Here is a 24,694-nt window from a genome sequence, read left to right as displayed (position 1 = left end):
TGTCCATGGTCCACCTCAGGGCCGGGAAACGTCATCTCTACCGATCGGTAACCCAGACGTGAGATCGACTCCGTGACGTATGGGGCGAATACCTTCGAGTCTCGTACCCACAGACGATTCCCAAACGCCCAAACAGGGCAGAAAGGTGTGGTGTGCGTCACCTCGGACCATGATGGTGTGCCTGAAGTTGCGGTGACACCGCCAGGATCGTCACCGTTTCGGCGGTCTGAACGGCCGGGTACTTGCGCGATCGGTCCCGCCCGTGTGGACTACGGCCAATGCTTCGCGCACGCGCGTGGCTGAGTTATTCCCAAGACATGATCAGGAGGCAACCCGTGAGCGCGACCGCGGACCACGCGGAGGAGCGGACGAACCCTGCCGCCAGGCTGGGGTTCCAGCCCGGGCAGGTGGTCCAGGAGATCGGCTACGACGACGACGTGGACCAGGAACTCCGCAAGGCCATCGAGGGCATCATCGAGGCCGACCTGGTGGACGAGGACTACGACGACGTGGCCGATGCCGTTGTGCTGTGGTTCCGTGACGACGACGGCGACCTGACGGATGCGCTGGTGGATGCCACCACGTACATCGAAGAGGGCGGCGCGATCCTGCTCCTGACGCCGAAGACCGGGCGTTCGGGGTACGTGGAGCCGAGCGACATCTCGGAAGCCGCCACCACGGCGGGTCTGACGGCGTCCAAGAGCGTCAGCGTCGGCAAGGACTGGAGCGGCAGCCGGCTGGCGACGCCCAAGGCCGCCAAGTCCAAGCGTTAGTCGTACGGCGGGGCGGGTCGGCGTCTGTCGGCCCGCCCATCGGCCTGCCCCGGTGCCTGCGTAGGGTGGTCCCACCCGAGAAGCCCCACGAAGGGACACCCACAGCGATGGCGATCCAGGCCGGCGAGAAGGCCCCGGACTTCGAGCTCAAGGACAACCACGGCGCGGCCGTGAAGCTGTCCGACTTCCGGGGCCGCAAGAACGTGGTGCTGCTCTTCTACCCCTTCGCCTTCACCGGGGTGTGCACCGGCGAGCTGTGCGAGCTGCGCGACAACCTGCCGCAGTTCTCCGACCGCGACACCGAGCTGCTCGCCGTCTCCAACGACTCCATCCACACCCTGCGCGTCTTCGCCGAGCAGGAGAACCTGGAGTACCCGCTGCTGTCCGACTTCTGGCCGCACGGCAACGTCTCGCGCGCCTACGGCGTCTTCGACGAGGACAAGGGCTGCGCCGTGCGCGGCACCTTCGTCATCGACAAGGAGGGCGTCGTGCGGTGGACCGTCGTCAACGGCCTGCCGGACGCGCGCGACCTGAACGACTACGTGAAGGCGCTCGACTCCCTGTGACCCGGTCGGGCGGCATGCGCCCGACACCCGCTGAATTCCAGGCTTCAGGGCCTGGGTGGGGCGGGAACCCGTCACTAGGATCGACTCGTTGATCCGACATCCGAGCACAACGGGGCATCCCGCCCCTGGACACCAATGGAGGACTCGTGGGAGTCAGCCTCAGCAAGGGCGGCAACGTATCGCTGACCAAGGAGGCGCCGGGCCTGACCGCGGTCATCATCGGTCTGGGGTGGGACGTCCGCACCACGACCGGCACGGACTTCGACCTGGACGCCAGCGCGCTGCTGCTGAACAACTCCGGCAAGGTCGGCAACGACCAGCACTTCATCTTCTTCAACAACCTCAAGACCCCGGACGGCTCCGTGGAGCACACCGGTGACAACCTCACCGGTGAGGGCGAGGGCGACGACGAGCAGATCAAGGTCAACCTCGCCACCGTCCCGGCCGACGTGGAAAAGATCGTCTTCCCGGTCTCGATCTACGACGCCGAGACCCGCCAGCAGTCCTTCGGCCAGGTGCGCAACGCGTTCATCCGCGTCGTGAACCAGGCCGGCGGCGCCGAGATCGCCCGGTACGACCTGAGCGAGGACGCCTCCACCGAGACCGCCATGGTCTTCGGTGAGCTCTACCGGCACGGCGCGGAGTGGAAGTTCCGCGCCATCGGCCAGGGCTACGCCTCGGGCCTGCGCGGCATCGCGCAGGACTTCGGCGTGAACGTCTGAACCGACCGCCTGAAGGGTCCTGACGCTGGGGCCCGAAGGTCTTCTCGTCCGGCGCCGCACGGTTTACGTGCGGCGCCGGACGCGCAGGACCACCTCAGTAAGACCATCGGGCCGGTGGCCCCAAGGGGAGGGACAGCATCATGGGCGTCACGCTCGCCAAGGGGGGCAATGTCTCCCTGTCCAAGGCCGTACCCAACCTCACTCAGGTGCTGGTCGGGCTCGGCTGGGACGCACGCTCCACCACCGGAGCGCCCTTCGACCTCGACGCCAGCGCTCTGATGTGCAGCAGCGGGCGCGTGCTCGGGGACGAGTGGTTCGTCTTCTACAACCAGCTCAAGAGCCCGGACGGCTCGGTCGAGCACACCGGCGACAACCTCACCGGCGAGGGCGACGGCGACGACGAGTCGCTCCTGATCGACCTCTCCAAGGTGCCGCCGCAGTGCGACAAGATCGTGTTCCCCGTCTCCATCCACATGGCCGACGAGCGCGGCCAGACCTTCGGCCAGGTCAGCAACGCCTTCATCCGGGTGGCCAACCAGGCCGACGGCCAGGAGCTCGCCCGCTACGACCTGAGCGAGGACGCCTCCACGGAGACCGCGATGATCTTCGGCGAGCTCTATCGCTATCAGGGCGAATGGAAGTTCAGGGCCGTGGGGCAGGGGTACGCGTCGGGGCTGCGGGGCATCGCACTGGACTTCGGGGTCAACGTCTCATAACGCGTTATGAGCAAAAACCGGGGCCCACTGGGGTGCTGAGGGGGGACGACTAGACTTCGGCTTCAAAGTTTCGTAAAGCCGGGTACGGCGCGGGGGAGCCCCGTACACACACGATTGGGTAGCCAGTGGTTCTGAAAACCTTCGGGTGGTCGTTCGCGGTCACCGCGCTCGGCCTGGTCGCAGCGGTTCTCTACGGAGGGTGGACCGCGTTCGGCGTCGTAGCGATCCTGTCCGTCCTGGAGATCTCGCTGTCCTTCGACAATGCGGTGGTCAACGCCGGGATCCTGAAGAAGATGAGTGCCTTCTGGCAGAAGATCTTCCTCACGATCGGCATCCTGATCGCCGTCTTCGGCATGCGGCTCGTCTTCCCTGTCGTGATCGTCGCGATCAGTGCCCAGCTCGGGCCGATCGAGGCCGTCGATCTCGCGCTCACCGACAAGGACCAGTACCAGCAGCTGGTCACCGACGCGCACCCGGCGATCGCCGCGTTCGGTGGCATGTTCCTGCTGATGATCTTCCTCGACTTCATCTTCGAGGACCGGGACATCAAGTGGCTCGGCTGGCTGGAGCGCCCGCTGGCCAAGCTCGGCAAGGTCGACATGCTGTCGGTCTGCATCGCGCTGATCGTCCTGCTGATCTCGGCCATGACCTTCGCGACCCACGCCCACCAGCACGGCGGCACCCACGTCGACAAGGCGGAGACCGTCCTGCTCTCCGGCATCGCGGGCCTGATCACCTACATGATCGTGGGCGGTCTCTCCGGTTACTTCGAGGACAAGCTCGAAGAGGAGGAGGAGCGCGAGCACGAGGCCGAGGAGAAGGCCGCGCGCGAGGGCAAGCCCAAATCCGCGGTGGTCGTGGCCGGCAAGGCCGCGTTCTTCATGTTCCTCTACCTCGAGGTCCTGGACGCGTCCTTCTCCTTCGACGGCGTGATCGGCGCCTTCGCCATCACCAACGACATCGTCCTGATGGCCCTCGGCCTCGGCATCGGCGCCATGTACGTCCGATCGCTGACGGTCTACCTGGTCCGCCAGGGCACCCTCGACGACTACGTCTACCTGGAGCACGGCGCGCACTACGCCATCGGTGCGCTCGCCGCGATCCTGCTCGTCACCATCCGGTTCGAGATCAACGAGATCATCACCGGCCTCATCGGCGTCGTCCTGATCGGTGCCTCCTTCTGGTCCTCCGTACGCCGCAACCGCGCCATCGCGGCGGCCGAGGGAGACGCCGGCTCGGACTCGAAGACTGAGGTCTCGTCCGGGGTGTGACAGCCCTCCGAGCGAGGAACGCTCTGTGCGGGGCGGCCACCGAGGACTCCTCGGCGGCCGCCCCGCCGGTCTTCATGGACCGTGGGTACGGCGGTGACCTGCGGTCTCCGAGTGAAACGTGGGGGCGGAAATGGGCCTGTTCGACGGACTCCGGCGTGGCGATGTGCAGTTCGACTCGGGCCACGCGGCGACGAACGCGATCGAGTTGACCAAGCGGCGCGCGCAGATATCGCTCACCAAGCAGGACGCCGCCACCGGCCATCTGCGCGTCAACCTCAGCTGGCGGATGCGCACGTCCGACATCGGCGGAAACCAGCGCGAGAGCCTGCTGCGCCATCCCTTCCGGGCCCTCAAGCCCCCCGAGGTCGTCGGGCACAGCCAGAGCATGGTCAACGTCGACCTCGACCTCGGCTGCCTCTACGAACTCCAGGACGGCAGCAAGGGCGTCGTCCAGCCCCTCGGCGGCTACTACGGCGACGTCAACGCCCCGCCGTACGTCAAGCTCAGCGGCGACGACCGGTTCGGCTCCGGGTCCGGCGAGACGATGTACATCAACCTCGACCACCGCGACAGCATCAAGCGGCTGCTGGTCTTCGTCTACATCTACGACCAGACCCCCGCCTTCGACCGCACGCACGCCAGCGTGACGCTCTATCCGAGCAGCGGCCCGCGGATCGAGATCCACCTCGACGAACGCCAGCCGCAGGCCCGCTCCTGCGCCGTCGTCATGATCGAGAAGGTGAAGGACGAGATCGTGGTTCGCCGCGAGGCGAAGTTCGTCTACGGCTTCCAGGCCGAGCTGGACCGGCTGTACGGGTGGGGACTCCAGTGGGGGCGGGGCTACAAGACGAAGGTCGACCGCTGACCGGAAGACCCGGCGAACGCCGGGGCAGGGTCCGGCCGGCTAGCGGCCGATGAACTGCGGACCCTGCGGCGGCAGGTGGAAGTCCGGGTCGGGGGCCGTGGTGGCCGCCGGCGGGTAGCCGTAGCCGGTCTGCCCCCCCGCTGCGCCCGCCGCGGCCGGTGCCTGGGGGTAGCCGTACGCGGGACGGCTCGTGGGCTGCGGGTAGCCGTAGGCCGGCTGCGTGGTCGGCGGCTGCTGCGGATACCCGTAGCCGGGCTGCGTGGGCACCGCGTTCGGCTGCTCCGGGGGCAGCGGCAGGGAGACCTCGGGGGTCTGCTGCGCGGCACCGCCGGTCGTCGGCTGCGCGGGCGTGTTCGTGGTGGGCGGCGCGGGGACCGTCGTGGTCGGCTCCTCCAGGGCCTCCGACTCGTCCACCGAGATGCCGAAGTCGGTCGCGAGCCCCTTCAGCCCGTTCGAGTAGCCCTCGCCCAGCGCCCGGAACTTCCAGCCCTCCCCGCGGCGGTACAGCTCGCCGCAGATCAGCGCGGTCTCCTCGCCCGTCTCCGGCTTGACGTCGAAGTACGCCAGCGCCTCGGCACCGGTAGCCGCCGCGTCGTACAGCAGAATGCGCAGCGCCTGTACGCGGTCGAACGTCACGCCGTCCGCCGAAGCGACCAGCAGAATCCGGCTGACCTCCGACTCGACACCGGTGAGGTCTGTCTGGATCGTGTCGGTCAGGCCCTCGGCGACGCGCTTCTTGCCGAGCCGCCACACCTTTCCGGCCGGGTGCCGGGGCTGGTTGTAGAAGACGAAGTCCTCGTCGGAGCGCACACGGCCGTCGGGGCCGAGGAGCAGCGCGGAGGCGTCGACGTCCGGAACCCCCTGCCCCGGTGTCCAGCGCAGCACGGCGCGCACCGTGGTGGCTTCCAGCGGGACGTTCGACCCCTTCAGCATGGCGTGCGTCATGCGGTCATCCTGCCCTCTCGGTCCTGCTCACGACAACGCGGGGGCCGCGGTCACGAGCGGCGCGGACGGCCGTCGCGGACTACCGTCGTCATGGCCGGGTACTGGCTGTGATTGCCCGCGTTACCTGAAATTCATGCCTCATGGGAACCTGTGACATGGACATCTACGTACTATTACCGGCCACGTTTCATCGATTCGCAGGCCGCACCATCACCACGGGGGAGTTTTATGCGTCATTTCGGGCACGTCGCCCCTGAGGTACGGAAGCGTCTGTTCTTCCGCGAGCCGTGCGCCTTCACCCCGGACTCCCCGGCCCGGCTGCTCGCGGCCGCCCTGGGCGCCACGCTGTACAGCCCGGCCACGAGACCGCGCCTCGCCGACGACGTCCTCAAGCAGGCCGGGCGTGGTGTGGTCTCGATGGTGCTGTGCCTGGAGGACTCGATCGACGACGCCGATGTCGGCCCCGGCGAGGAGAACCTGGTCCGCCAGCTCACCGCCCTCGACGACCTCCCGGACGCCGACCTGCCGCTGCTGTTCATCCGGGTCCGCACCCCCGAGCAGATACCCGACCTGGTACGACGTCTCGGCCCCGCCGTCCGCCGGCTGTCCGGATTCGTGCTGCCGAAGTTCACCGAGGAACGCGGCATCCCCTTCCTCGAGGCCCTGGCCACCGCCGAGAGTGAGAGCGGCCGTCGGCTTTTCGCCATGCCCGTGCTGGAGTCCCCGGAGCTGCTCTACCGGGAGTCGCGCGTGGAGACCCTGGAGGGCGTCTCCCGCGCGGTCGACAAGTACCGCGACCGCGTCCTCGCCCTGCGCCTCGGGGTGACGGACTTCTGCTCCTCCTACGGGCTGCGCAGAGGCCCCGACATGACGGCCTACGACGTGCAGATCGTCGCCTCCGTGATCGCCGACGTGGTGAACATGCTGGGCCGCGCCGACGGCACCGGCTTCACCGTCACGGGGCCGGTGTGGGAGTACTTCCGGGTCCAGGAGCGCATGTTCAAGCCGCTGCTGCGGCAGAGCCCCTTCCTGGAGGTGCAGGCCGCGGAGCTGCGCGAGAAGCTGATCGAGCACGCCATGGACGGCCTGCTGAGGGAGATCTCCCTGGACCACGCCAACGGACTGCTGGGCAAGACCTGCATCCACCCCTCGCACGTCCTGCCGGTGCACGCCCTGTCGGTCGTCAGCCACGAGGAGTTCTCGGACGCCCAGGACATCCTGCGCCCCGAGCGCGGTGGCGGGGGTGTGCTGAGATCGGCGTACACGAACAAGATGAACGAGGTGAAGCCGCACCGGGCCTGGGCCGAGCGGACCCTGCTGCGGGCCGAGGTGTTCGGCGTGGCGAACCAGGACATCGGCTTCGTGGAACTGCTGGCGGCGGGATTGCCGGGCTGACGCCACGACGCCACCCGCGGACCTGCGGGGGGCGCAGGGCCGAGCCGAGGGATTCTTGAGAAGGCCGACAGGGCCGACAGGGCCGACAGGGCCGAGAGGCCGAGAAGTCGAAGAAGGCGGAGAAGGCAGTGAACGAGGGGGAGCACCACGAGGTGCGCGCCGATGCGGCGGACGGGCCGGCCGACCGGGCCGACGGCGTCTGGTCCGGCGACTGGGTCGCCGAGCGGCTCGGCGTCGAGCTCGTCGGCGACGACGGGCTCACCGGCCTGCTGGGGCTGGCGCTGCGCCGCAACCCCAAGCGGGCCCACCTGCTCGTGTCGCACGTGCTGGGCAAGCACGTGCCGCAGTCGCCGTCCGTCGTGTACGGCTACGGCTGGGAGCTGGGCCGCCGGGTTCGTGAGCTGCTGGGTGACGACGAGGCCCGCAGGGCCGTCGTCCTCGGCTACGCGGAGACCGCGACCGGCCTCGGCCACTGTGTCGCCGACGGGCTGGGCCTCGCCCCCTACCTGCACTCCACGCGCCGCCCGATCGCCGGTCTCGACCCGGCCGGCGGTTTCGAGGAGTCCCACTCCCACGCGACCTCGCACCTGCTGCTGCCCGAGGACCCGGCCCTGCTGGCCGGTGACGGACCGCTGGTCCTGGTCGACGACGAGTTCTCCACGGGCAACACGGTGCTGAACACAGTCCGTGATCTGCAGGGGCGGTATCCGCGGCGGCGGTACGTCGTGGTGGCGCTGGTGGACATGCGGTCGGCGGCGGACACCGGTCGGCTGGAGGAGTTCGCCCGCGAGATCGGAGCGCGGGTCGATCTGGTGGCAGCGGCTTCTGGGACCGTTCGGCTGCCCGAGGGGGTGCTGGAGAAGGGGCAGGAGCTGGTGGCGCGGTACGAGTCGGAGAGTGCGACCGGGAGTGCGGCGGGGGGTTCGTCGGCGGGTGCGGCGCCGTCGGGGCTGGTCGCGCAGTTCCCCGCGCCCCCCGACAGCGGCGTTGCCGTCGGAGCCGACCAGGAGGCCGACCCCTCAGGGGCGCGGGGAACTGCGCGAACGACCCCCACCGGCCCGCACCCGGACGACGACCGCACCGACCCCCACGTCACCCGCATCGACCTGCACTGGCCCCACGACCTGCCGGACGGCGGACGCCACGGCTTCACCCCCGCCCATCGAGAGCGCCTGGAGGACGCCCTGCCGGCGATGGCCCGCCGCCTGGCGCACGCTCTGCCTCACGACGCCCGCCGCGTGCACGTCCTCGGCTTCGAGGAGCTGATGTACGCGCCGCTGAGGCTGGCCCGCGAGCTGGAGCGCGACACCGACCTCGAGGTCCGTTACTCGACCACCACCCGCTCACCCGTCCTCGCCGTCGACGACCCCGGCTACGCGATACGCACCCGCCTCGCCTTCCCCGCCCACGACGACCCCGCCGACGGACCCGGCGAGCGGTACGCCTACAACGTGGCCGGCGCCGGATTCGACGCCGTCGTCGTGGTGGTCGACTCGGCCGCGGACACCCCCGCCCTGCACGCGCCCGACGGCCTGCTGGCCCGGCTCGCCGCGCACACCCCCGAGGTCCTCCTCGCCGTCGTACCGTCGTACGCCCCTGAAAGGCCCCGCATGCTGCCCGAGCCCCTCCGCGGCCCCGACTTCTCCTCGTACGCGCCCGAGGAGGTCGGCTGGCTGCTCCAGGACCTCTCGGACGTGACGCTGGAGGCGCCGACCGAGGAGCGCGAGGAGGCGATCCAAAGCGGCGGCGCGCACTATGCGGAGTCGCTGCCCGTGGAGTACCAGCCCAGCGAGCAGTACCAGGAGCTGTTCCACGCCGCGCTGGAGGAGTCGGCGGCCCGTATCGCCCAGGCGGTCGGCGTCGTCACCGAGACGGTCCTCGCGGAGCGGTCCCCGCGTCCCGTACTGGTCTCCCTGGCCCGTGCCGGGACACCCGTCGGCATCCTCATGCGCCGCTGGGCCCAGCACCGGCACGGCTTGGACCTGCCGCACTACGCCGTGTCGATCGTCCGCGGCCGGGGCATCGACGCCAACGCCCTGCGCTGGCTCGCCCGGCACCACGACCCCCGGGACGTCGTCTTCGTCGACGGCTGGACCGGCAAGGGCGCCATCACCCGCGAACTCGCCCAGGCCCTGGAGGAGTTCGAGAAGTCCGACGGCATCACCGGCTTCAGCCCCGAGATCGCGGTCCTGGCCGACCCGGGCTCCTGCGTGCGCACCTACGGCACCCGCGAGGACTTCCTCATCCCCTCCGCCTGCCTCAACTCCACCGTCTCCGGCCTGATCTCGCGGACCGTGCTGCGCGCGGACCTCGTCGGCCCGCACGACTTCCACGGCGCGAAGTTCTACCGCGAACTCGCCGCCACCGACGTCTCGGTGGCCTTCCTGGACGCCGTGTCCGCGCGCTTCCCCGAAGTGGCCGACGCGGCCGGCGCCCAGGCCAAGGAACTGCTCGCGGCCGACCGCTCGCCCACCTGGGAGGGCTGGGCAGCCGTCGAGCGCATCAGCGAGGAGTACGGCATCCACGACGTGAACCTCGTCAAGCCGGGCGTCGGCGAGACCACCCGGGTCATGCTGCGCCGCGTGCCCTGGAAGGTCCTGGCGCGCGCCGGGGCGGGCAGCGACCTCGACCACGTGCGTCTGCTGGCCGAGCAACGGGGCGTGCCCGTCGAGGAGGTCGACGGACTGCCCTACACCTGCGTCGGCCTGATCCACCCCCAGTACACCCGGGGCGCGACCGGCGCCGACGGCAAGGCGGTGGCCCTCTGATGCCCGCAATCGTCGCCAGCGACCTCGACCGCACCCTGATCTACTCCGCCGCGGCCCTGGCCCTGACCATGCCGGACGCGCGGGCTCCCCGGCTGCTGTGTGTGGAGGTGCACGAGAGCAAGCCGCTGTCGTACATGACGGAGACGGCCGCCCGGCTCCTCACCGACCTGGGCGACGCGGCCGTGTTCGTGCCGACGACCACCCGGACGCGCAAGCAGTACCAGCGCATCAACCTGCCGGGTCCCGCGCCCACGTACGCGATCTGCGCGAACGGCGGCCATCTGCTGGTGGACGGCGTGTCCGACCCCGACTGGCACGCGCAGGTCACCGCGCGGCTGGCCGACCAGTGCGCGCCGCTGGCCGAGGTGCAGGAGCACCTGCTGAGGGCCGCCGACCCCGTATGGGTGCGCAAGCACCGCGTCGCCGACGACCTCTTCGCCTACCTGGTCGTGGAGCGCGAGTTGCTCGACGAGGACTGGGTGAAGGAACTCGCCGTGTGGGCGGAGAACCGCGGCTGGACCGTGTCCCTCCAGGGCCGCAAGATCTACGCCGTTCCCAAGCCGCTCACGAAGAGCGCGGCGATGCGCGAGGTGGCCCGGCGGACCGGGGCCGATCTCACGCTCGCCGCGGGTGATTCCCTGCTCGACGCGGACCTGCTCCTCGCGGCGGACCGGGGGTGGCGGCCGGGGCACGGGGAGTTGGCCGACACGGGCTTCACGGCACCCGGTATCAGGGCGCTTCCCGAGCGGGGCGTTCTGGCCGGGGAGCGGATCCTGAGGGAGTTTCTCGGGGCAGTGAGGGGCGCCTGAGCGTTCGGGTGGGGTGGTCGTCGTGCGGGTGCGGCGCCGTCGTGGCCGTTCGCGCAGTTCCCCGCGCCCCTTCACGACGTCGTAGCAGACGTACTCCGATGAACACCGCCACTGCCACCACCGCTACGGCCAGGACCACCTTCGAGTAGGCGGAGACGATGTCCGAGACCTGGTGCCAGTTCGCGCCGAGGAAGTAGCCCGCGAGCACGAACGCCGTGTTCCAGATGGCGCTCCCCAGGGTGGTCAGACCCAGGAACACCGGCAGGCGCATGCGCTCGACGCCCGCCGGTACGGAGATCAGGCTGCGGAAGATCGGGATCATCCGGCCGAAGAACACGGCCTTGGTGCCGTGCTTGAGGAACCACGCCTCGGTCTTCTCGATGTCCGCGACCTTCACCAGCGGCAGCCGGGCCGCGATCGCCACCGTCCGGTCACGGCCGAGCAGCGCGCCGACCCCGTACAGCGCGAGCGCGCCGATCACCGAGCCGGCCGTCGTCCACAGCAGGACGGCGAGCAGGCTCATCCGGCCGCTGCTCGCGGCGAACCCGGCCAGCGGCAGGATCACCTCGCTGGGCAGCGGCGGGAACAGGTTCTCCAGGGCGATGGCGAGACCGGCACCCGGCGCGCCCAGCGCGTCCATCAGGTCGTTCACCCACTGCGGCCCGGCGTCCGCTGCGATGGCTGTCATGCCACCACGCTAGGAAACCGAAGCTGAAGGACTCCTGAGGAGACGCGTCAGCCGCAGCAACCGCCTCCGCAGCAGCCGCCCCCACCGCCGCCGCCCGCGCGGGGCGCCGGTGCCGGGGCGGCGGCAGAGCCGCCGACCGCGACCGTGGAGAGGAGCTTCACCGTGTCGTCGTGACCGGACGGGCAGGCCGCTGGGTCGGAGGACTCGGCCATGGGACGGCTGAGTTCGAACGTGTCGCCGCAGGTCCGGCAGCGGTACTCGTAGCGAGGCATGGGGACAGGTTAATCCGCGCCGACGGAAGTGACGTGCTTCCGGGATCGCTTTGATCACTGTTGCCGTACCGGTGTGGAGGACCTGTAAAGGCCGCTGATAACTTTCGAACGTCGCGAGGAGCCGTAAAAAGCGGGGGAACGCAAGGGCTCGCTGCCGCTCACCACGGCGGTCACGCCCTTCCGCGCGAGCACCATGGTGAGCGGGAGGGAGACAGCCGTGTCCAAGGCTGGGCGGGAATCGGACGAGACCATGCAGTTGAAGGTCCCCGATGCCATGAACGCGGACGAGACCATGCAGTTGAAGGTCTCCGATGCCGGGAACGCGGACGAGACCGTGCTGTTGCGCGTCGTCGAGGTGGCCGCGACCGACAAGGCGAACGCGTCCTCCGGCAGGGCCGCGGACGGGAGCGGTCCCGGCCGGTCGCCCCGTCGGCGCAGGGCCCCCCGGTCCTCCCCCCTGTCCCGGATGTCCGCCGCGGCCCCGGGGCCCGCGCGACTCGCCGCCCGCGTCGCGTCCGAAGCCCGCCGCCTGCGGCCCCGTTACCCGCACGCCGACCGCACCGGCTGGCGGCGCTGGGCGCCCTCCTGGCGGCAGTGGCTCGGTGCCGTGCTGACGTTCACCGGCCTGAGCGTCGTCCTGCTGGGCTCCGCCTACGCCGCCACCGACATCCCGGAGAACCTCAACTCCTACGCCACCCAGCAGGACAACGTCTACTTCTGGTCCGACGGGACACCGATGGCCCGCACCGGCTGGGTGCGGCGGCAGGCGATGCCCTTGCAGGACATACCCGAGGACGTCCGCGGCGCGGTGCTGGCGGCGGAGAACGCGAGCTTCTACAGCGACCCCGGCATATCCCTCAGTGGCCTCGGCCGCGCCCTGTGGCGCACCGTCGGCCAGGGGGAGACCCAGGGCGGCTCCACCATCACCCAGCAGTACGTGAAGAACGTCTACCTCAACCAGGACCGGTCCGTTGGCCGCAAGTTCACCGAGGCGATGCTCGCCCTCAAGCTCGACAACGAGATGAGCAAGGACGACATCCTCGAGGGCTACCTCAACACGAGCTGGTTCGGCCGCGGCACCTACGGCATCCAGCGCGCCGCCCAGGCCTACTACGGCAAGGACGTCGGCGAACTCGACGCCGGCGAGGCCGCCTTCCTCGCCTCCCTCCTCAAGGGCGCCGGGCTCTACGACCCGGCCCTGAGCCAGGCCAACCACGCCCGGGCGGTGGAGCGCTGGTCCTGGATCCTCGACCGCATGGTCGACACCGGCGCCCTGTCGAAGTCCGAGCGCGCCCGGTACAAGGCGTTCCCCGAGCCGCTGAAGCGGGCGCCCGGTTACGACACCGGCAAGCAGAGCGACTACCTCGTGGAACTGGCCGCCCAGTACGCGAAGAAGGCGGCGCACCTGACGGCCAGGGAGTTCGACCTGGGCGGCTACCAGATCTACACGACCTTCGACCGCAAGCAGGAGACCGCCCTCACCGACGCCGTGGACAAGGCCCGCAAGCGGGCGCGCAAGGACGACCCGGCCAAGGCCAAGGCCCTGCACTTCGGCGCCTCCTCGGTGGCCGCCGACGGGCGCATCCTCGCCGTCCACGGCGGCCCCGACCACCGTGAGCAGGGCTACAACGAGTCGAACGCGACCACCGTGCCCGCCGGTTCGGCCTTCCTGCCGTTCGTCTACGCCGCGGCCCTGGAACACGGCGTGCACCGGACCCGTGACGGTGCCGCGACCGAGGTCACCCCGCAGACGCTGTACGACGGGGACGACGGCATCGCCGTGCGGACACCCGAGGGCCCCTACTGGGACCGTGGCGGCAAGCAGGTCACCTCCCGCAACGACGGCGGGAAGTCCTACGGGCGGATCGGCCTGGGCCGGGCGCTCGCCCTGTCGGTGAACACGCCGTTCATGCAGCTCGGCATGGACACCGGCCTGGACAAGGTGCGGGACACCGCCCAGCGGGCGGGCCTGCTCTCCTCCAGCTTCGGCCCGCAGGTGCCCGCCCTGTCCCTGGGCAGTGCCACGCCCAGCGCGATCCGCATGGCCAGCGGATACGCCACGTTCGCCGCCGCCGGCAAACACGTCGAGCCGTACTCGGTGGCCCGGATCACCCGCAACGGCTCCAAGGTCGCGCTGACGAAGCCGGCGGCCCGCCGTGCCGTGAAGGCGAGCGTGGCCGAGGCCGTCCAGTCCGCCCTCGCGGACGGCTTCCGCACCGCCCACCCGGGAGCGGCCACGACCGCCGGGGTGGCCGGGAAGGCCGGCACCACGCAGAACGACACGGCCGCCTGGTACGTCGGCACGGCCAATTCCGTGTCGACGGCCGTGGTGGCCTACCGCATCGACCTCACCAAGAGCCTCGAACCCCTGCCGCTGGACGGGATCGCGGGCTCTCCCGGCGACAGCGTCCCGTACCGCATCTGGTCCGGTGCCCGCGGTATCGGCTGATCCCCGAGCCCGCCCCCGTTCCGTCCCCCCACCCCCCTCGCAGAATGAGCCGCGCATGAAATCGCCGTCCGGCCGCCGCCGCCGACCTCGCGCACCCCGTCGCGCCGTGCCCCCGGGGGTGCTGGCCCTGGCGGCCCTCCTCGTCGTCGCGTCCCTGGTGGCGGGCTACGTGGTGCTGACCCGCTCGGACACCACCACCCCGACCGCCTCCTCCGGAGCTCGCAAGGGGGTCTCCCCGAAGCCGGACCAGGAGCCCGGGTGGGACGGCAGGACGAAGGTCCTCGGGGACGGTTCCACCTCCTACACCGGCCCCCCGAAAGGCCAGTTGAAGCCGGTGCCGCTCAAGCCGGGGCAGAAGCCGCCCCAGTTCGTCGTCTTCTCCTGGGACGGCGCGCTGCAGGGCGACGACGGGCTCTTCTCGCACTACCGGGAGCTGGCCGAGGAGTACGACGCCCACATGACCTTCTTCCTCACGGGCATCTACCTCCTGCCCAAGAGCAAGAAGAACCTCTACGCCCCGCCCCAGCACGCCAAGGGGTCGGCGGCGATCAGCTTCGCCACCGACGAACACATCCGCACCACACTGGAGCAACTCGGCAAGGCATGGCAGGACGGGAACGAGATCGGCACCCACTTCAACGGCCACTTCTGCGGCAAGAAGGGCGGCGGTGACTGGAGCGTCGCGGAGTGGAAGAGCGAGATCGACCAGTTCTACGACTTCACCGAGAAGTGGAAGACCAACACCGGCTTCCAGGACGTCGATCCCCTGCCGTTCGACATCAGGAAGGAGGTCACGGGAGGCCGCGCGCCCTGCCTGGAGGGCCAGAAGAACCTGCTGACGGCCGCCAAGGACTACAAGTGGCGTTACGACGCCAGTTCCGCGGGCGACTTCCAGATATGGCCCGCCAAGAAGAACGGCATCTGGGACTTCCCGCTGCAGATGCTCCCGTACGAGGGCGGCAAGTACCAGGGCCTGTCGATGGACTTCAACTTCCTCTACAACCAGTCCGAGGGCGAGACCGAGGGAGACCCGGCGAAGTACCCCGAGTGGGAGGAGGAGACCGTCGCCTCCTACATGTCCGGCTTCAACCGCGTGTACTACGGCAGCCGTGCCCCGCTGTTCATCGGAAACCACTTCGAGGACTGGAACGGCGGCATCTACATGCGGGCCGTCGACCGGGTGATCAAGGAAATGTGCACCAAGAAGGACGTCAAATGCGTGTCCTTCAGGGAACTGGCCGACTGGCTCGACGTGCAGAAGCCCGGGACCCTGCAACGCCTGCGCGGCCTGGACCCGGCGCAGTCGCCCGACTGGTCGACGGTCGTGAAGTGATCAGGCCCGAAAGTAACAGGCGCAACACCCTTCACAGGGGCCGCACGCTTCGTGCAAAGATCTCCTACCCCGGTCACCCTTCGGCCGGGGCAAGAGGGGAAACACCAGTGAAATCAAGGAAACTGAGCGGGACGCGCCGTCGCGTCACGATACTCGGGGCCGCGGCGACCTCGGTCGTCGCGGGAGTCGCTCTGCTGCCCAACTGGAGCGCGGGCGCGGCGGTCAGCGACGATCCGACGGTGGACGCGCGGACCAAGGCCACCTTCCAGCGGCTGGCCGACGCGGTCTTCACCGACCGCACCAACGCCCTGGTCGACGGCGGGCGGGCAGGCGCCGACAAGCCGCTGACCGACGGCTTCTCCGGCGATGTCGCGCTGTCCTCGGGCACGGCACGCACCGAGGACGCCACGCTGTCCGAGCTGGGGCAGCGCAAGGAGAGGCTGGCGAAGGCCGGCGAGACGTACGGCAAGGCCAGCACCACCGTCACCCTGAACGCCACGCGGGTGACGGGCCGTACGGCCAAGGCGGACGTCACCGAGACCACGACCCTGACCTACGCCGGGGCCCGTGGCGACGCGCCGAAGACCACCGGATTCCAGGCCCGGCACGAGCTGACCTTCAAGGCCGACCGGCACGGCGACTGGCGGCTGACCGGCATCCGCGACACCGACGAGGGCGGTCTCGCGGTGAACACGCTCTCCAAGCCGGCCCCGGTCAAGGCGACCACCGCCGCCGACAACACCACGCCGAACGCCCCGCGCGCGGCGACCACCCGCAACCCGGCCGCCGCCCCGAAGACGGGCACGACGTACGACTACAAGGCCATGGCGGCCTACGCCGAGAAGTACTGGAACGTCTACAACAAGGACTACCCGGACTTCGGCGGTCACGGCGCGGGCGGCGACTGCACCAACTTCGTCAGCCAGTCCCTGAAGGCGGGCGGCTGGAAGCACGCCCCCGGCTACGTGTACGACTACACCAAGTGGTTCGGCAACGCCGACATCCAGTCGGACTCCTTCGTCGGCGTCAACGAGTGGTCCTGGTTCGCCCAGAACTCCAAGCGGACCCAGCCGCTCGCCAACGTCTTCCAGCTCGAGGTCGGTGACGTCCTCCAGATGGACTTCGACCGGGACGGGTCCAAGGACCACACGATGATCGTCACGTACAAGAGCGGCGGTGTGCCGTACGTGACCTACCACTCCAACAACACCCTCCGCAGGTCGGTGGCGAGCCTCGTCGCGTCGTACCCGAGCGCGTACTACTACGCCTACCGCACCTGAGCACGGGCCGGGGCCGGGCTCAGTGTCCGGCCCCTCGCTCCTCGCGGATCTCGGAGACCACGTGGGCCACGGCCCGGCGGACCGCTTCCGTCTCCGTGAGGAAGTGCCAGTAGTCGGGATGGCGGCCCTCGAGACCGGCGACGGCACGGTCCAGGCGGGCCACGGCGTCGTCCAGGGGGCGGGCGTGGCGCGGGTCGGGGGTGTTGCGGCCGGCCATGGCGAGGCGCTGGGCGTCGCGGATGGCGAAACGGGTGCGGTCGATCTCCTGCTGGGGGTCCTTCTGCACGGCGTTCAGGCGGTGCAGCCGGTCGCCCGCGGCGGAGACGGCCTCGTCGGTGCTGTTCAGCAGGGCGCGTGCGGTCGACAGCAGGGCCGTCGCGTCGGCCCAGCGCTGTTCGCCCCGGGCGGTGCGTGCCTCGGCCAGTCTGGTCTCGGCCCGGCGGACGTTCTCGGCGGCGGCGTCGGGGACGTGCTGCAGGTCCTGCCAGCAGGCCGCGGTGAAGCGGCGGCGCAGTTCGCTCAGGGTCGGTTCGACCTGCTCGGAGCGGGTGGTGAGGGCCTGGGCGCGGGTGCGCAGGGAAACGAGGCGGTGGTCGATCTCGGCGGCCCGGTCCGGCAGCCGCTCGGCCTCCACGCGGACCGCCTCGGCCTCACGCGTGACCCGCGCGGCCCGCTCCAGGGTCTGCGGGACGCCGTGCTGTCCGGCGCCCTGGTTGAGCTTGGTCAGCTCGGGCGAGAGGGCGGCGAGCCGGGCGGCGAGGTCGTCCGCCCTGAGCCCGGAGGCGCGCACCGAGTCGAGGGCCTCGGAAGCGGCGAGCAGGGCCTGGCGGGCGCGTTCGACCGCGGGGGCGAGACGCGCCAGCTGGGTCTCGGCCTTGCCGAGGAGGGGCCCGAGGCCGTCGGTGAAGCGGTCCAGCTCCTGTTTGACCCGGCCGAGTTCCTCCTTGGCGGCGGTCAGCTCGGCCCGGGCGCGGGAGGCGGCGGACGCCTCCAGATCGTCGCGGTCGAGGTCGTGGGCGTCGACGGCGTCGATGTAGCGGTGGCTGACCTCGTCGATGCGGTGGCCGAGGGCGTCGAAGTCGGCCACGGCGCGGCGGGCGGCGGGCGAGTCGTCGACGGCGGTGATCGTCTCGATCGAGATGCGCAGGTCGCGCTGGGCGGTGTCGAGCTCGTAGAACGCGGCGGCGGCGGCGTCCTTCGCCGCCTGGGCCTCGGCCCGCTGGTTCTCGGCCCGCCCGCCGAACCAGCGCCGGGTGCCCCCGCCCGCGAAGGCGGCGGGCAGCGCCAGCGCGGCCACCAGCGGCAACGCCATCAGGGTGAGCGCGTCCCGGAGCGGGCGCACCGGCGTACGGGAAGCGGGGCGACGCGGGCGTCCCGGCGTACGGGGGGCGGGGCGACGCGGGCGGTGTGCGCGCGGCACCGACGGCGAGTCCGGCTGTCCTGGTGTCGCCGTCACATCCCTCTCCCGTGCCGTGGTCCGCCCTGCCCGGTGTCATTCTCCCACCGGTTAGGGACGAACACACGGGCCGGTCAGTTCGCTGTTCGGACCGTCACTTTGCCGTCGCCGGTCCGGGCGGACACCACATGGGCGCTGCTCTCGTCCCGGGGCACGGACACATCGACGCCGCCGTCGCCGGTCTCGGTGGTCACCCGGTAGGCGGCCCGGGGCACCGTGATGGTCACGGAGCCGTCGCCGCTCCGGGACTCCACGCGGTCCGGTACGACGCCGAGTTCGAGGCGGGCCGAACCGTCGCCGGTGTGGGTGCGCACGTCACGGGAGGAGACATCCGCCCGGATGGATCCGTCGCCGGTGCGCATCCCCAGGGGACCGGTGGTGTCGCTGACCCGGATCGACCCGTCGCCGGTGCGCAGCTCGACGGGGCCGGTGGTGTCCGAGACGTGGACGGAGCCGTCGCCGGTGCGGATGTCCAGGGGGTCGTGGAAGCCGCGGGCCCGCACGCTGCCGTCGCCGACCCGGACCTTGACGGTGACGCCGCGGGGTACCTCGATGCGGTGTTCGGCGGAGCAGTCGACGACCATGCCGGAACACTTCAGCCGCAGGACCAGCCGGTCGTCCCGCAGGGACCAGGTGGCCTCGGGGGCCGTGCCGACGGCGACCTTGCCCTGGAACCAGCGGGTGACCTCGATCTCGCCCGCCGGGTTGCCCTCGGCGGCGACGATCTCCAGGGCCGAGTCGTCGGAGTCGACGGTGAGGGTGCGGCCCTGGAGGCCGAAGGACCGGTGGTCGGGGTCCGTGTCGTCCCCGGCGGACGCCCCGCAGGCGCTGAGCCCGGCGACGAGCACGACGACGGCACCGGCGAGGACGGTGGCACGGGCGACGGCGGTGTGTGCGGTCATGACGATCTCCCCCTGGACGGACGACGGGCGCCTCGGGGCGCTCTACGACCGTATGGATCGGGGGCCGGCAGGGGGATCCGGCCCACACCCGGACCCGGGGTGGGGCCAGCCCCAGGCGCGGGACCCGCCGCGGCGCCGCGATACGGGTTTGCGGGACCGTGCCCCGGGCAATGTAGGCTGTCGACTCGTCCTGGGCGTGCCCCGGGACACGGGTGCGTAGCTCAGGGGTAGAGCGCCTGCCTTACAAGCAGGATGTCGGCGGTTCGAAACCGTCCGCGCCCACCACGCCGAGTTTCCCGGCAAAGGCCCTCCAGGGATGTCCCCGGGGGGCCTTTCCCGTGCCACGCCCCGGCGGCGGGGATCAGTAGTTCGCGTTGGCGAGGAGTTCGCCGTCCTTGTCGTACACCGTGACGAGGCCGTTCTCCGACTCGTAGCAGGAGGTGAACGCTGAGGCGATGAGTTTGCCCTCGCCCTGGTGGGGGCCCATCAGGCCGCCGCTGAAGTCCGTGAAGACCTCCGCGGCGTCGAGGATGTCGTTGCGCTTGTCCGCGCCGGTCACCTTCGTGACGTGTTCGACCGCGGCCTTCTCCGTGTCCGTGCCGTTCTCGGCGACACAATCCCTGAACTGCTCGGCCTGGGGCTTCTCCTCAGCCGCCCCGGCCTTCTTGGCGCTGTCGCCCCCGGGCTTGCCGTCGGCGGTGACGGCCTTGTCCTTGTTCGAGGTGTCGCCGCTGTCGTCGCCTCCGCCGCCCGTGGCGACGGCGGCGATGACGAAGAGGGCGAGGATGCCCGCGCAACCGAGGCCCGCGATCTTGCCCACGCCGCGCTTCTTCGGCGGCTGGGGCGCCGGGGCGTGACCGGGCTGCGGCGGGTGGGGCTGGGTCGGCTGCTGCGGGTACTGCTGGCTCATGGGTCCCCCTCGGGATCATTCGTGTCGTACGTACGACATGCCGGGGGAGGTACGTGGTTGTAGAAGGCTGAACGAGTTCACCTGATGGGGGTACGGGCGGTCGTACAGCCGCAGTCGAGCCGTACGCGCGTCCGCCCCGGCTCGGTGGCGGCTCCGGGCCCTCTCTACGATGAGCGCGTGAACATCCCCGGGCAGCGTGTGCGGCGAACCGTCGAGCGGCGGTGGCATGTGCTGTGTGTGCTGGGGCTGTTGGTGGGGTTGCTGGGGATGCACGGGCTGGCGCCCGGTGGTGGTCTGCCCCGGCAGGGGCACGGGGAGCGGGCGCACGCCTCGCAGGCGGCCGTGCCCCGGAGTCATGTGTTCGTGACCCATGAGGCCCGGTCCCAGGTCATGCCCTGCGGGCACTGCGGCGACGGGCACGTCCAGCACGCCGACGCGACCTGTGCCTCGGGTGCGGTGGGCGGTGGGCCGGTGCTGCCTCCGCTCGTCCCGGACCCGGTCCCCGCGGGCGTGGGGGAGAGCGCCGTTCGGGCGTATGCCGTCGTGGACAAGGAGGGTGCCAGGGCCCCGCCTTCCCTCTCCGAGCTTCAGCTTCTGCGGATCTAGACACCACGCGTCACGCCGGCCGGTACCGACCGGTGGCGGCGTGATGCCTCCGTCGTGTCCGCGATCCTCAGTTCCTCGCAGAAGCAGGAGTTCACGCATGAGCAACAGCATTCGTACCCTGACGCGCCGTACCGCCCTCGTGGTGGCGGCGGGCGCCGCGGCCGTCGTCCTCGCAGCCTGTGGCGGTGACGGTGCCGACCGTGCGGCCGCCGGTCACGGTGACGCCGGGAGCCACAGCCCCACGGGGGCCCCGTCGTCCGCCGGTGCCCACAACGCCCAGGACGTCGCCTTCGCGCAGGGCATGATCCCGCATCACCGGCAGGCGCTGGAGATGGCGCGGCTGGCCGGCGACCGGGCCTCCTCGGACACGGTCAAGGACCTCGCGGGCCGGATCGAGAAGGCGCAGGATCCGGAGATCCGGACCATGACCGGCTGGCTGAAGACCTGGGGCGAGGACGTCCCCGCGGCCTCCGGCGGCGGCATGGACCACTCCGGGGCGGGCCACTCCGGTATGCCCGGCATGATGGGCGCAGAGGACATGGCCGCGCTGGAGAGGCTGACCGGCAAGGCCTTCGACGTGCAGTTCCTGACGCTGATGGTCGAGCACCACGAGGGGGCCGTGGAGATGGCCCGGACCGAGCAGAGCAAGGGCCGCTACGGCCACGCCAAGCGCATGGCCGACGACATCGTCACCGCTCAGCGAGCCGAGATCGGCGAAATGAACAAGCTCCTGGGCAAGAGCGAGAGCGAGAGCAAGAGCTAGAGCTGGAGCTGGAGCAAGTTGTGGAGCGGGGGCGAGTCCTGGAGCGGGGGCAAGGGCTGAGCTGACAGCCCGGCCCCGTCATGAGGCTCCGCCGGTCTCCTCCGGCGGAGCCTCATGCGCGTGCTTCAGCTCCGAGCGGGCCGCCACCCGCTCGGAACCCGCGAGTTCGGACCAGTAGCGGTGGGTGCTGACGAACACGGCGAGTTCGTGTTCCCGCTGCCGGAGCTTCTCCACCTCGGCCTGTTCGTCCGCGCTCCAGCCGGGGGAGGCGGGCCGTTCCACCTTGCGCCAGCCGTTGTCGTCGCTGAAGCCGTCCAGTGGCTCCACCGACCACGGGAGCCGCTTCAGCAGGGCCGACAGCTCGGCCCGGACCTGATGGAGTTCCTCCTGGCCGGCCAGGAGGTCACTCGGAAAGTCATAGGTCGCAGCCACGACCCAATGATACGCCTGTTCGAATTTGGCAGGCGAGTTCCTTCCTGGGGTTCATGCGAACGGGCGCAGCTCACCCACCACCCGGGCCGCCACCGGAGCCGGAATCCCGTGCCGCTCGGCCGCGCGCAGCAACGCGCCGCCGATGGCGTCCAGTTCCAGGGGCCGGCCGGCCTCGGCGTCGCGCTGCATCGAGGACTTCATGGACGCCGGGAAGGTGTCGTACCGGGCGAGCGCCCGGGCCGGGTCCGCCGGGCCGCCGCACGCGCGGCTGATCGCGGCCGTCTCCTCGACCAGGGCGGTCAGCTCGTCGCGGTGGCGGGTGCGGACCTCGCCCATGGGGAGGCCGTAGCGCGTGGTGAGCAGGGCGAACGGCGCCAGGAACGACATCTTCGCCCACAGGGCAGCCGTCTCGTCCTCCAGGACGCGGGTGTCCGGACCGGCCGCGGTGAAAGCCTCGGCCAGGGCGTCGAGGCGGGCCCGGGGCACGGCCGTGCCGGTGAGGTCGATCTCCGCGAAGGGGCTGCCGTGTTCGATGTCGCCCGGAGCGACACGGGTCGACTCGACGCGGATCACGGCGGGAGCCACCCGGTCGGGCCGGTAGCGGGCGCGCAGGGCCGCCGGGTGTTCGACGCCGTTCAGGAACGGCACGAGGAGGCCGTCGGACAGCACCGGCGCGGGGACCCGGGCCAGGGCGGCGTCGAGGGCCGTGTGCTTGACGGTGACCAGGCACGCGTCGACCGGCTCACGCAGCTCGGTGTCCGCCTCGACATGGGCCGTGAAGTCGCCGAAGCGGGCGCTGCGCACTCGGATGCCGTCGGTGCGCAGGGTCTCGGCGGTCTTCTCGCCGGACAGGCAGATCACACGGTGGCCGGTGCGGGAGAGCAGGGCGGCGAGCAGACCGCCCACGCCGCCGGGGCCCAGAACGGCCACGGTGAGTTCGTTCGTCACGAGGAGTTCCTCTCGTCGGTCGGCCCCGGAATGGTGGCCGCCTCGGAGCGATCATGGCAGGCATCGCTGTCGTACGAGGGCCGAAAGGGTGAGACTGGGGGCATGTGCCGGAGTATCAAGACGCTGCGCCCGCCCGCGATGCCCGAAGAGGCCACCGAGGCGGATGTGCGCGCTGCCGCCCTGCAGTACGTGCGGAAGGTTTCGGGATTCCGCGCCCCCGCCGCTCACAACCAGGAGGTGTTCGACCGCGCCGTGGAGGCCGTCGCGCAGGCCACGGCCGAGTTGCTGGACGGTCTGGAAGTCCGCGGGGCCGCGGCCCGGAAGGCGAGCTAGCCGGGCCCGGGCGCGGAGGGCGAGCCGGCGGGGCCGTGGTGTGGAAGGCGAGCCGGCAGGCCCAGGGCGCGGAAGGCGAGGCCGTCGGCCCCGGCGCCTCAGACCGCCGGTTCCGGCTGGGGCTCGGAGCGCGGCGCGGGGATGGACGTCGCCTCCCACAGCCTGATGGTCCGCCGGTAGCCGTAGACCACCGAGGCCATCGCCAGCAGGAGCAGAGGCGCGAAGAGCCACGGGTACGCGGCCATCTCCAGCGGCAGGAAGCGGTAGGACGCGAGCAGCACCGCGAAGACGACCGTGCCGTAGCCGACCAGCCGGAGACCGGCCCGGTCCCAGCCGCGGTCGTATGTGCGCAGCGCCGCCTCGACCGTGTACGCGAACACCACGCCGGCGATGAGGTCCACGCCGTAGTGCCAGCCGAATCCCAGCGTCGCGGCGAGGGTGGCGATCAGCCAGAACGTGCCGGCGAGACGCAAGGCGCGCGGTCCCGTGCGGGAGTGGATGAAGATCGTGGTGGCCCACGCCGTGTGCAGGCTGGGCATGCAGTTGCGCGGGGTGATCCCGTCGAACGGCATCGCGTACGGGGTGGTGATCGGCGGCAGCGTGTCCGGCCACAGGTCGGCCGCAGCCCAGTGCCCGCCCTCGGGGCCGTAGGCGAACATCGGCCCGACCACGGGGTAGATCATGTAGACGGCCGGCCCGAGCACGCCGATCAGCAGGAAGGTGCGTACCAGGTGGTGGCGTGGGAAGCGCCGCTCGGCCGCCACGTTGCGCAGCTGGTACAGCGCCACACACACGGCGGCCACCGCGAGCTGGGCGTAGACGTAGTCGAGGGCGTGCTCGCCGACCGGGCCGCTCGCCCTGAGGAGCCGGCCCGCCAGCCACGACGGGTTGCCCAGCGCGTGATCGGCCATGGCGATGTACGGGTCGAGTACGAGCGGTCGGGTCTTCGACGTGATCAGCAGCCAGGTGTCCCCGGTCTTGCGACCGGTCACCAGCAGCAGGCCGAGCCCCACGCCCTTCAGCATCAGGACGCGTTCCGGGCCGGTGCGACGGGTGAGGGCGATGACCCCGATGCCCAGGATCACCCACAGCGCGCCGTTGCCGAACGGGTGGCCTTCGTCGGGATAGGCGCCGATCGTCCAGCGGACCAGCAGGAACACCAGGTCGATGCCGATCGCGGTGCCGAGGGCGACGAGCCGTTGCCGCCAGGTGAGCACCACCATCGTCAGCGCGAGGCTGGCGTACAGCAGGAATCCGGACTTGGGTGCGTAGATCACCTCGCGTGCCTGGGTGGTGATCGGCCCCGGTATGCCGAGGTGGTACGCGGTGATCTGGAGGGCGACGAGGAACCCGAGAGTGATCACGCCTGCCGCGGCCCACAGCATCGCCCGTGGGTGCCGTCTGGCGGCGGAGGTGATCCGTTCCGTTCGGGAGGCTTCCCGCGACGCCGTCGTCGTCAATGTCTCAGCCGCTTCCAGGTCGTGATGGTCGG

Annotated in this window: 24 protein-coding genes and 1 tRNA gene; 16 read left to right on the top strand and 9 right to left on the bottom strand. The window is 70.7% G+C overall.

The window, feature by feature from the left end:
• Positions 1–335: 335 nt before the first annotated feature.
• From ACFY5B_RS12395 to ACFY5B_RS12370, 6 genes are all read left to right on the top strand, one after another.
• Positions 336–773: a DUF3052 domain-containing protein gene (locus ACFY5B_RS12395; protein WP_062926619.1), complete on the top strand. Its 438-nt coding sequence runs from the start codon at positions 336–338 to the stop codon at positions 771–773.
• A gap of 107 nt (positions 774–880) precedes the next feature.
• Positions 881–1,339, top strand: coding sequence for a peroxiredoxin (locus tag ACFY5B_RS12390; protein ID WP_389968131.1), 459 nt, complete (start codon positions 881–883; stop codon positions 1,337–1,339).
• A gap of 146 nt (positions 1,340–1,485) precedes the next feature.
• Positions 1,486–2,061 (top strand): TerD family protein, encoded by a 576-nt coding sequence (locus ACFY5B_RS12385; protein WP_031131329.1) that lies wholly within the window; start codon positions 1,486–1,488, stop codon positions 2,059–2,061.
• Positions 2,062–2,201: 140 nt separating this feature from the next.
• Complete coding sequence (locus ACFY5B_RS12380) at positions 2,202–2,777, top strand: TerD family protein (protein ID WP_389968129.1); 576 nt, start codon at positions 2,202–2,204, stop codon at positions 2,775–2,777.
• 125 nt (positions 2,778–2,902) lie between these two features.
• Positions 2,903–4,048 (top strand): DUF475 domain-containing protein, encoded by a 1,146-nt coding sequence (locus ACFY5B_RS12375; RefSeq protein ID WP_389968127.1) that lies wholly within the window; start codon positions 2,903–2,905, stop codon positions 4,046–4,048.
• A 130-nt stretch (positions 4,049–4,178) separates the two neighbouring features.
• A complete protein-coding gene (locus ACFY5B_RS12370; RefSeq protein WP_389968125.1) occupies positions 4,179–4,913 on the top strand; it encodes a Tellurium resistance in 735 nt (244 codons plus the stop codon).
• Between the two features lie 39 nt (positions 4,914–4,952).
• On the opposite strand, the gene ACFY5B_RS12365 is transcribed toward ACFY5B_RS12370, so the two are convergent.
• Positions 4,953–5,858: a TerD family protein gene (locus tag ACFY5B_RS12365; protein ID WP_389968123.1), complete on the bottom strand. Its 906-nt coding sequence runs from the start codon at positions 5,856–5,858 to the stop codon at positions 4,953–4,955.
• A 228-nt stretch (positions 5,859–6,086) separates the two neighbouring features.
• On the opposite strand from ACFY5B_RS12365, the gene ACFY5B_RS12360 reads away from it, so the two are divergent.
• From ACFY5B_RS12360 to ACFY5B_RS12350, 3 genes are all read left to right on the top strand, one after another.
• Positions 6,087–7,253 carry an HpcH/HpaI aldolase/citrate lyase family protein gene (locus tag ACFY5B_RS12360; RefSeq protein ID WP_389968121.1) on the top strand — a complete coding sequence of 389 codons (1,167 nt, stop codon included), beginning with the start codon at positions 6,087–6,089 and terminating at the stop codon, positions 7,251–7,253.
• Between the two features lie 152 nt (positions 7,254–7,405).
• The gene (locus ACFY5B_RS12355) at positions 7,406–10,021 is read left to right on the top strand and encodes a phosphoribosyltransferase (RefSeq protein ID WP_389968501.1); all 2,616 of its coding nucleotides are present in this window, start codon (positions 7,406–7,408) and stop codon (positions 10,019–10,021) included.
• Positions 10,021–10,830: an HAD family hydrolase gene (locus ACFY5B_RS12350; protein ID WP_389968119.1), complete on the top strand. Its 810-nt coding sequence runs from the start codon at positions 10,021–10,023 to the stop codon at positions 10,828–10,830. The genes ACFY5B_RS12355 and ACFY5B_RS12350 overlap by 1 nt, the downstream gene beginning before the upstream one ends.
• Here ACFY5B_RS12350 and ACFY5B_RS12345 read toward each other — a convergent pair.
• A complete protein-coding gene (locus tag ACFY5B_RS12345; RefSeq protein ID WP_389968117.1) occupies positions 10,751–11,518 on the bottom strand; it encodes a DedA family protein in 768 nt (255 codons plus the stop codon). The two genes, ACFY5B_RS12350 and ACFY5B_RS12345, sit on opposite strands and share 80 nt — an antisense overlap.
• Positions 11,519–11,565: 47 nt before the next feature.
• The gene (locus tag ACFY5B_RS12340) at positions 11,566–11,790 is read right to left on the bottom strand and encodes a zinc ribbon domain-containing protein (protein ID WP_389968115.1); all 225 of its coding nucleotides are present in this window, start codon (positions 11,788–11,790) and stop codon (positions 11,566–11,568) included.
• 250 nt (positions 11,791–12,040) lie between these two features.
• On the opposite strand from ACFY5B_RS12340, the gene ACFY5B_RS12335 reads away from it, so the two are divergent.
• The 3 genes from ACFY5B_RS12335 (at position 12,041) to ACFY5B_RS12325 (ending at position 16,852) form a co-directional block, all read left to right on the top strand.
• Entirely contained in the window at positions 12,041–14,239 is a 2,199-nt protein-coding gene (locus ACFY5B_RS12335) for a transglycosylase domain-containing protein (RefSeq protein ID WP_389968499.1), read from the top strand.
• Positions 14,240–14,294: 55 nt separating this feature from the next.
• On the top strand, positions 14,295–15,572 hold the full coding sequence (locus tag ACFY5B_RS12330) for a hypothetical protein (RefSeq protein WP_389968113.1): 1,278 nt from the start codon (positions 14,295–14,297) through the stop codon (positions 15,570–15,572).
• 107 nt (positions 15,573–15,679) lie between these two features.
• On the top strand, positions 15,680–16,852 hold the full coding sequence (locus ACFY5B_RS12325) for an amidase domain-containing protein (protein WP_389968111.1): 1,173 nt from the start codon (positions 15,680–15,682) through the stop codon (positions 16,850–16,852).
• A 19-nt stretch (positions 16,853–16,871) separates the two neighbouring features.
• Here the strand turns inward: ACFY5B_RS12325 and ACFY5B_RS12320 are convergent, their stop codons facing one another.
• Complete coding sequence (locus tag ACFY5B_RS12320) at positions 16,872–18,308, bottom strand: hypothetical protein (protein ID WP_389968109.1); 1,437 nt, start codon at positions 18,306–18,308, stop codon at positions 16,872–16,874.
• 74 nt (positions 18,309–18,382) lie between these two features.
• A complete protein-coding gene (locus tag ACFY5B_RS12315) occupies positions 18,383–19,210 on the bottom strand; it encodes a DUF4097 domain-containing protein (RefSeq protein ID WP_389968107.1) in 828 nt (275 codons plus the stop codon).
• 210 nt (positions 19,211–19,420) lie between these two features.
• On the opposite strand from ACFY5B_RS12315, the gene ACFY5B_RS12310 reads away from it, so the two are divergent.
• Positions 19,421–19,495 (top strand) — tRNA-Val (locus ACFY5B_RS12310).
• A gap of 76 nt (positions 19,496–19,571) precedes the next feature.
• On the opposite strand, the gene ACFY5B_RS12305 is transcribed toward ACFY5B_RS12310, so the two are convergent.
• The gene (locus ACFY5B_RS12305) at positions 19,572–20,120 is read right to left on the bottom strand and encodes a hypothetical protein (protein ID WP_389968105.1); all 549 of its coding nucleotides are present in this window, start codon (positions 20,118–20,120) and stop codon (positions 19,572–19,574) included.
• A 177-nt stretch (positions 20,121–20,297) separates the two neighbouring features.
• On the opposite strand from ACFY5B_RS12305, the gene ACFY5B_RS12300 reads away from it, so the two are divergent.
• Positions 20,298–20,726, top strand: coding sequence for a DUF6153 family protein (locus ACFY5B_RS12300; RefSeq protein ID WP_389968103.1), 429 nt, complete (start codon positions 20,298–20,300; stop codon positions 20,724–20,726).
• 97 nt (positions 20,727–20,823) lie between these two features.
• Positions 20,824–21,489: a DUF305 domain-containing protein gene (locus tag ACFY5B_RS12295; protein WP_389968101.1), complete on the top strand. Its 666-nt coding sequence runs from the start codon at positions 20,824–20,826 to the stop codon at positions 21,487–21,489.
• 78 nt (positions 21,490–21,567) lie between these two features.
• On the opposite strand, the gene ACFY5B_RS12290 is transcribed toward ACFY5B_RS12295, so the two are convergent.
• Positions 21,568–21,921, bottom strand: a complete 354-nt coding sequence (locus tag ACFY5B_RS12290) for a hypothetical protein (protein ID WP_344457682.1) — start codon at positions 21,919–21,921, stop codon at positions 21,568–21,570.
• 51 nt (positions 21,922–21,972) lie between these two features.
• Complete coding sequence (locus tag ACFY5B_RS12285; protein ID WP_389968098.1) at positions 21,973–22,869, bottom strand: ketopantoate reductase family protein; 897 nt, start codon at positions 22,867–22,869, stop codon at positions 21,973–21,975.
• 102 nt (positions 22,870–22,971) lie between these two features.
• Here ACFY5B_RS12285 and ACFY5B_RS12280 point away from each other — a divergent pair, with 102 nt between their 5' ends.
• Positions 22,972–23,202, top strand: a complete 231-nt coding sequence (locus tag ACFY5B_RS12280) for a DUF2277 domain-containing protein (protein ID WP_221754709.1) — start codon at positions 22,972–22,974, stop codon at positions 23,200–23,202.
• A 98-nt stretch (positions 23,203–23,300) separates the two neighbouring features.
• Here the strand turns inward: ACFY5B_RS12280 and ACFY5B_RS12275 are convergent, their stop codons facing one another.
• Positions 23,301–24,587, bottom strand: a complete 1,287-nt coding sequence (locus ACFY5B_RS12275) for a phosphatase PAP2 family protein (RefSeq protein ID WP_389968096.1) — start codon at positions 24,585–24,587, stop codon at positions 23,301–23,303.
• Between the last annotated feature and the right edge of the window lie 107 nt (positions 24,588–24,694).

The sequence above is a fragment of the Streptomyces sp. NPDC013187 genome (assembly GCF_042899705.1).
Taxonomy (GTDB): Bacteria; Actinomycetota; Actinomycetes; order Streptomycetales; family Streptomycetaceae; genus Streptomyces; species Streptomyces hawaiiensis_A.
This window is presented reverse-complemented; position numbering and strand designations above follow the sequence as displayed.

Excerpts from the sequence above, each read along its gene's own strand:
- ACFY5B_RS12390 (WP_389968131.1), top strand. The coding sequence starts at position 881 with ATGGCGATCCAGGCCGGCGAGAAGGCCCCGGACTTCGAGCTCAAGGAC.
- ACFY5B_RS12380 (WP_389968129.1), top strand. The coding sequence starts at position 2,202 with ATGGGCGTCACGCTCGCCAAGGGGGGCAATGTCTCCCTGTCCAAGGCC.
- ACFY5B_RS12370 (WP_389968125.1), top strand. The coding sequence starts at position 4,179 with ATGGGCCTGTTCGACGGACTCCGGCGTGGCGATGTGCAGTTCGACTCG.
- ACFY5B_RS12365 (WP_389968123.1), bottom strand. The coding sequence starts at position 5,858 with ATGACGCACGCCATGCTGAAGGGGTCGAACGTCCCGCTGGAAGCCACC.
- ACFY5B_RS12360 (WP_389968121.1), top strand. The coding sequence starts at position 6,087 with ATGCGTCATTTCGGGCACGTCGCCCCTGAGGTACGGAAGCGTCTGTTC.
- ACFY5B_RS12350 (WP_389968119.1), top strand. The coding sequence starts at position 10,021 with ATGCCCGCAATCGTCGCCAGCGACCTCGACCGCACCCTGATCTACTCC.
- ACFY5B_RS12345 (WP_389968117.1), bottom strand. The coding sequence starts at position 11,518 with ATGACAGCCATCGCAGCGGACGCCGGGCCGCAGTGGGTGAACGACCTG.
- ACFY5B_RS12340 (WP_389968115.1), bottom strand. The coding sequence starts at position 11,790 with ATGCCTCGCTACGAGTACCGCTGCCGGACCTGCGGCGACACGTTCGAA.
- ACFY5B_RS12335 (WP_389968499.1), top strand. The coding sequence starts at position 12,041 with ATGCAGTTGAAGGTCCCCGATGCCATGAACGCGGACGAGACCATGCAG.
- ACFY5B_RS12330 (WP_389968113.1), top strand. The coding sequence starts at position 14,295 with ATGAAATCGCCGTCCGGCCGCCGCCGCCGACCTCGCGCACCCCGTCGC.
- ACFY5B_RS12315 (WP_389968107.1), bottom strand. The coding sequence starts at position 19,210 with ATGACCGCACACACCGCCGTCGCCCGTGCCACCGTCCTCGCCGGTGCC.
- ACFY5B_RS12305 (WP_389968105.1), bottom strand. The coding sequence starts at position 20,120 with ATGAGCCAGCAGTACCCGCAGCAGCCGACCCAGCCCCACCCGCCGCAG.
- ACFY5B_RS12295 (WP_389968101.1), top strand. The coding sequence starts at position 20,824 with ATGAGCAACAGCATTCGTACCCTGACGCGCCGTACCGCCCTCGTGGTG.
- ACFY5B_RS12280 (WP_221754709.1), top strand. The coding sequence starts at position 22,972 with ATGTGCCGGAGTATCAAGACGCTGCGCCCGCCCGCGATGCCCGAAGAG.
- ACFY5B_RS12275 (WP_389968096.1), bottom strand. The coding sequence starts at position 24,587 with ATGCTGTGGGCCGCGGCAGGCGTGATCACTCTCGGGTTCCTCGTCGCC.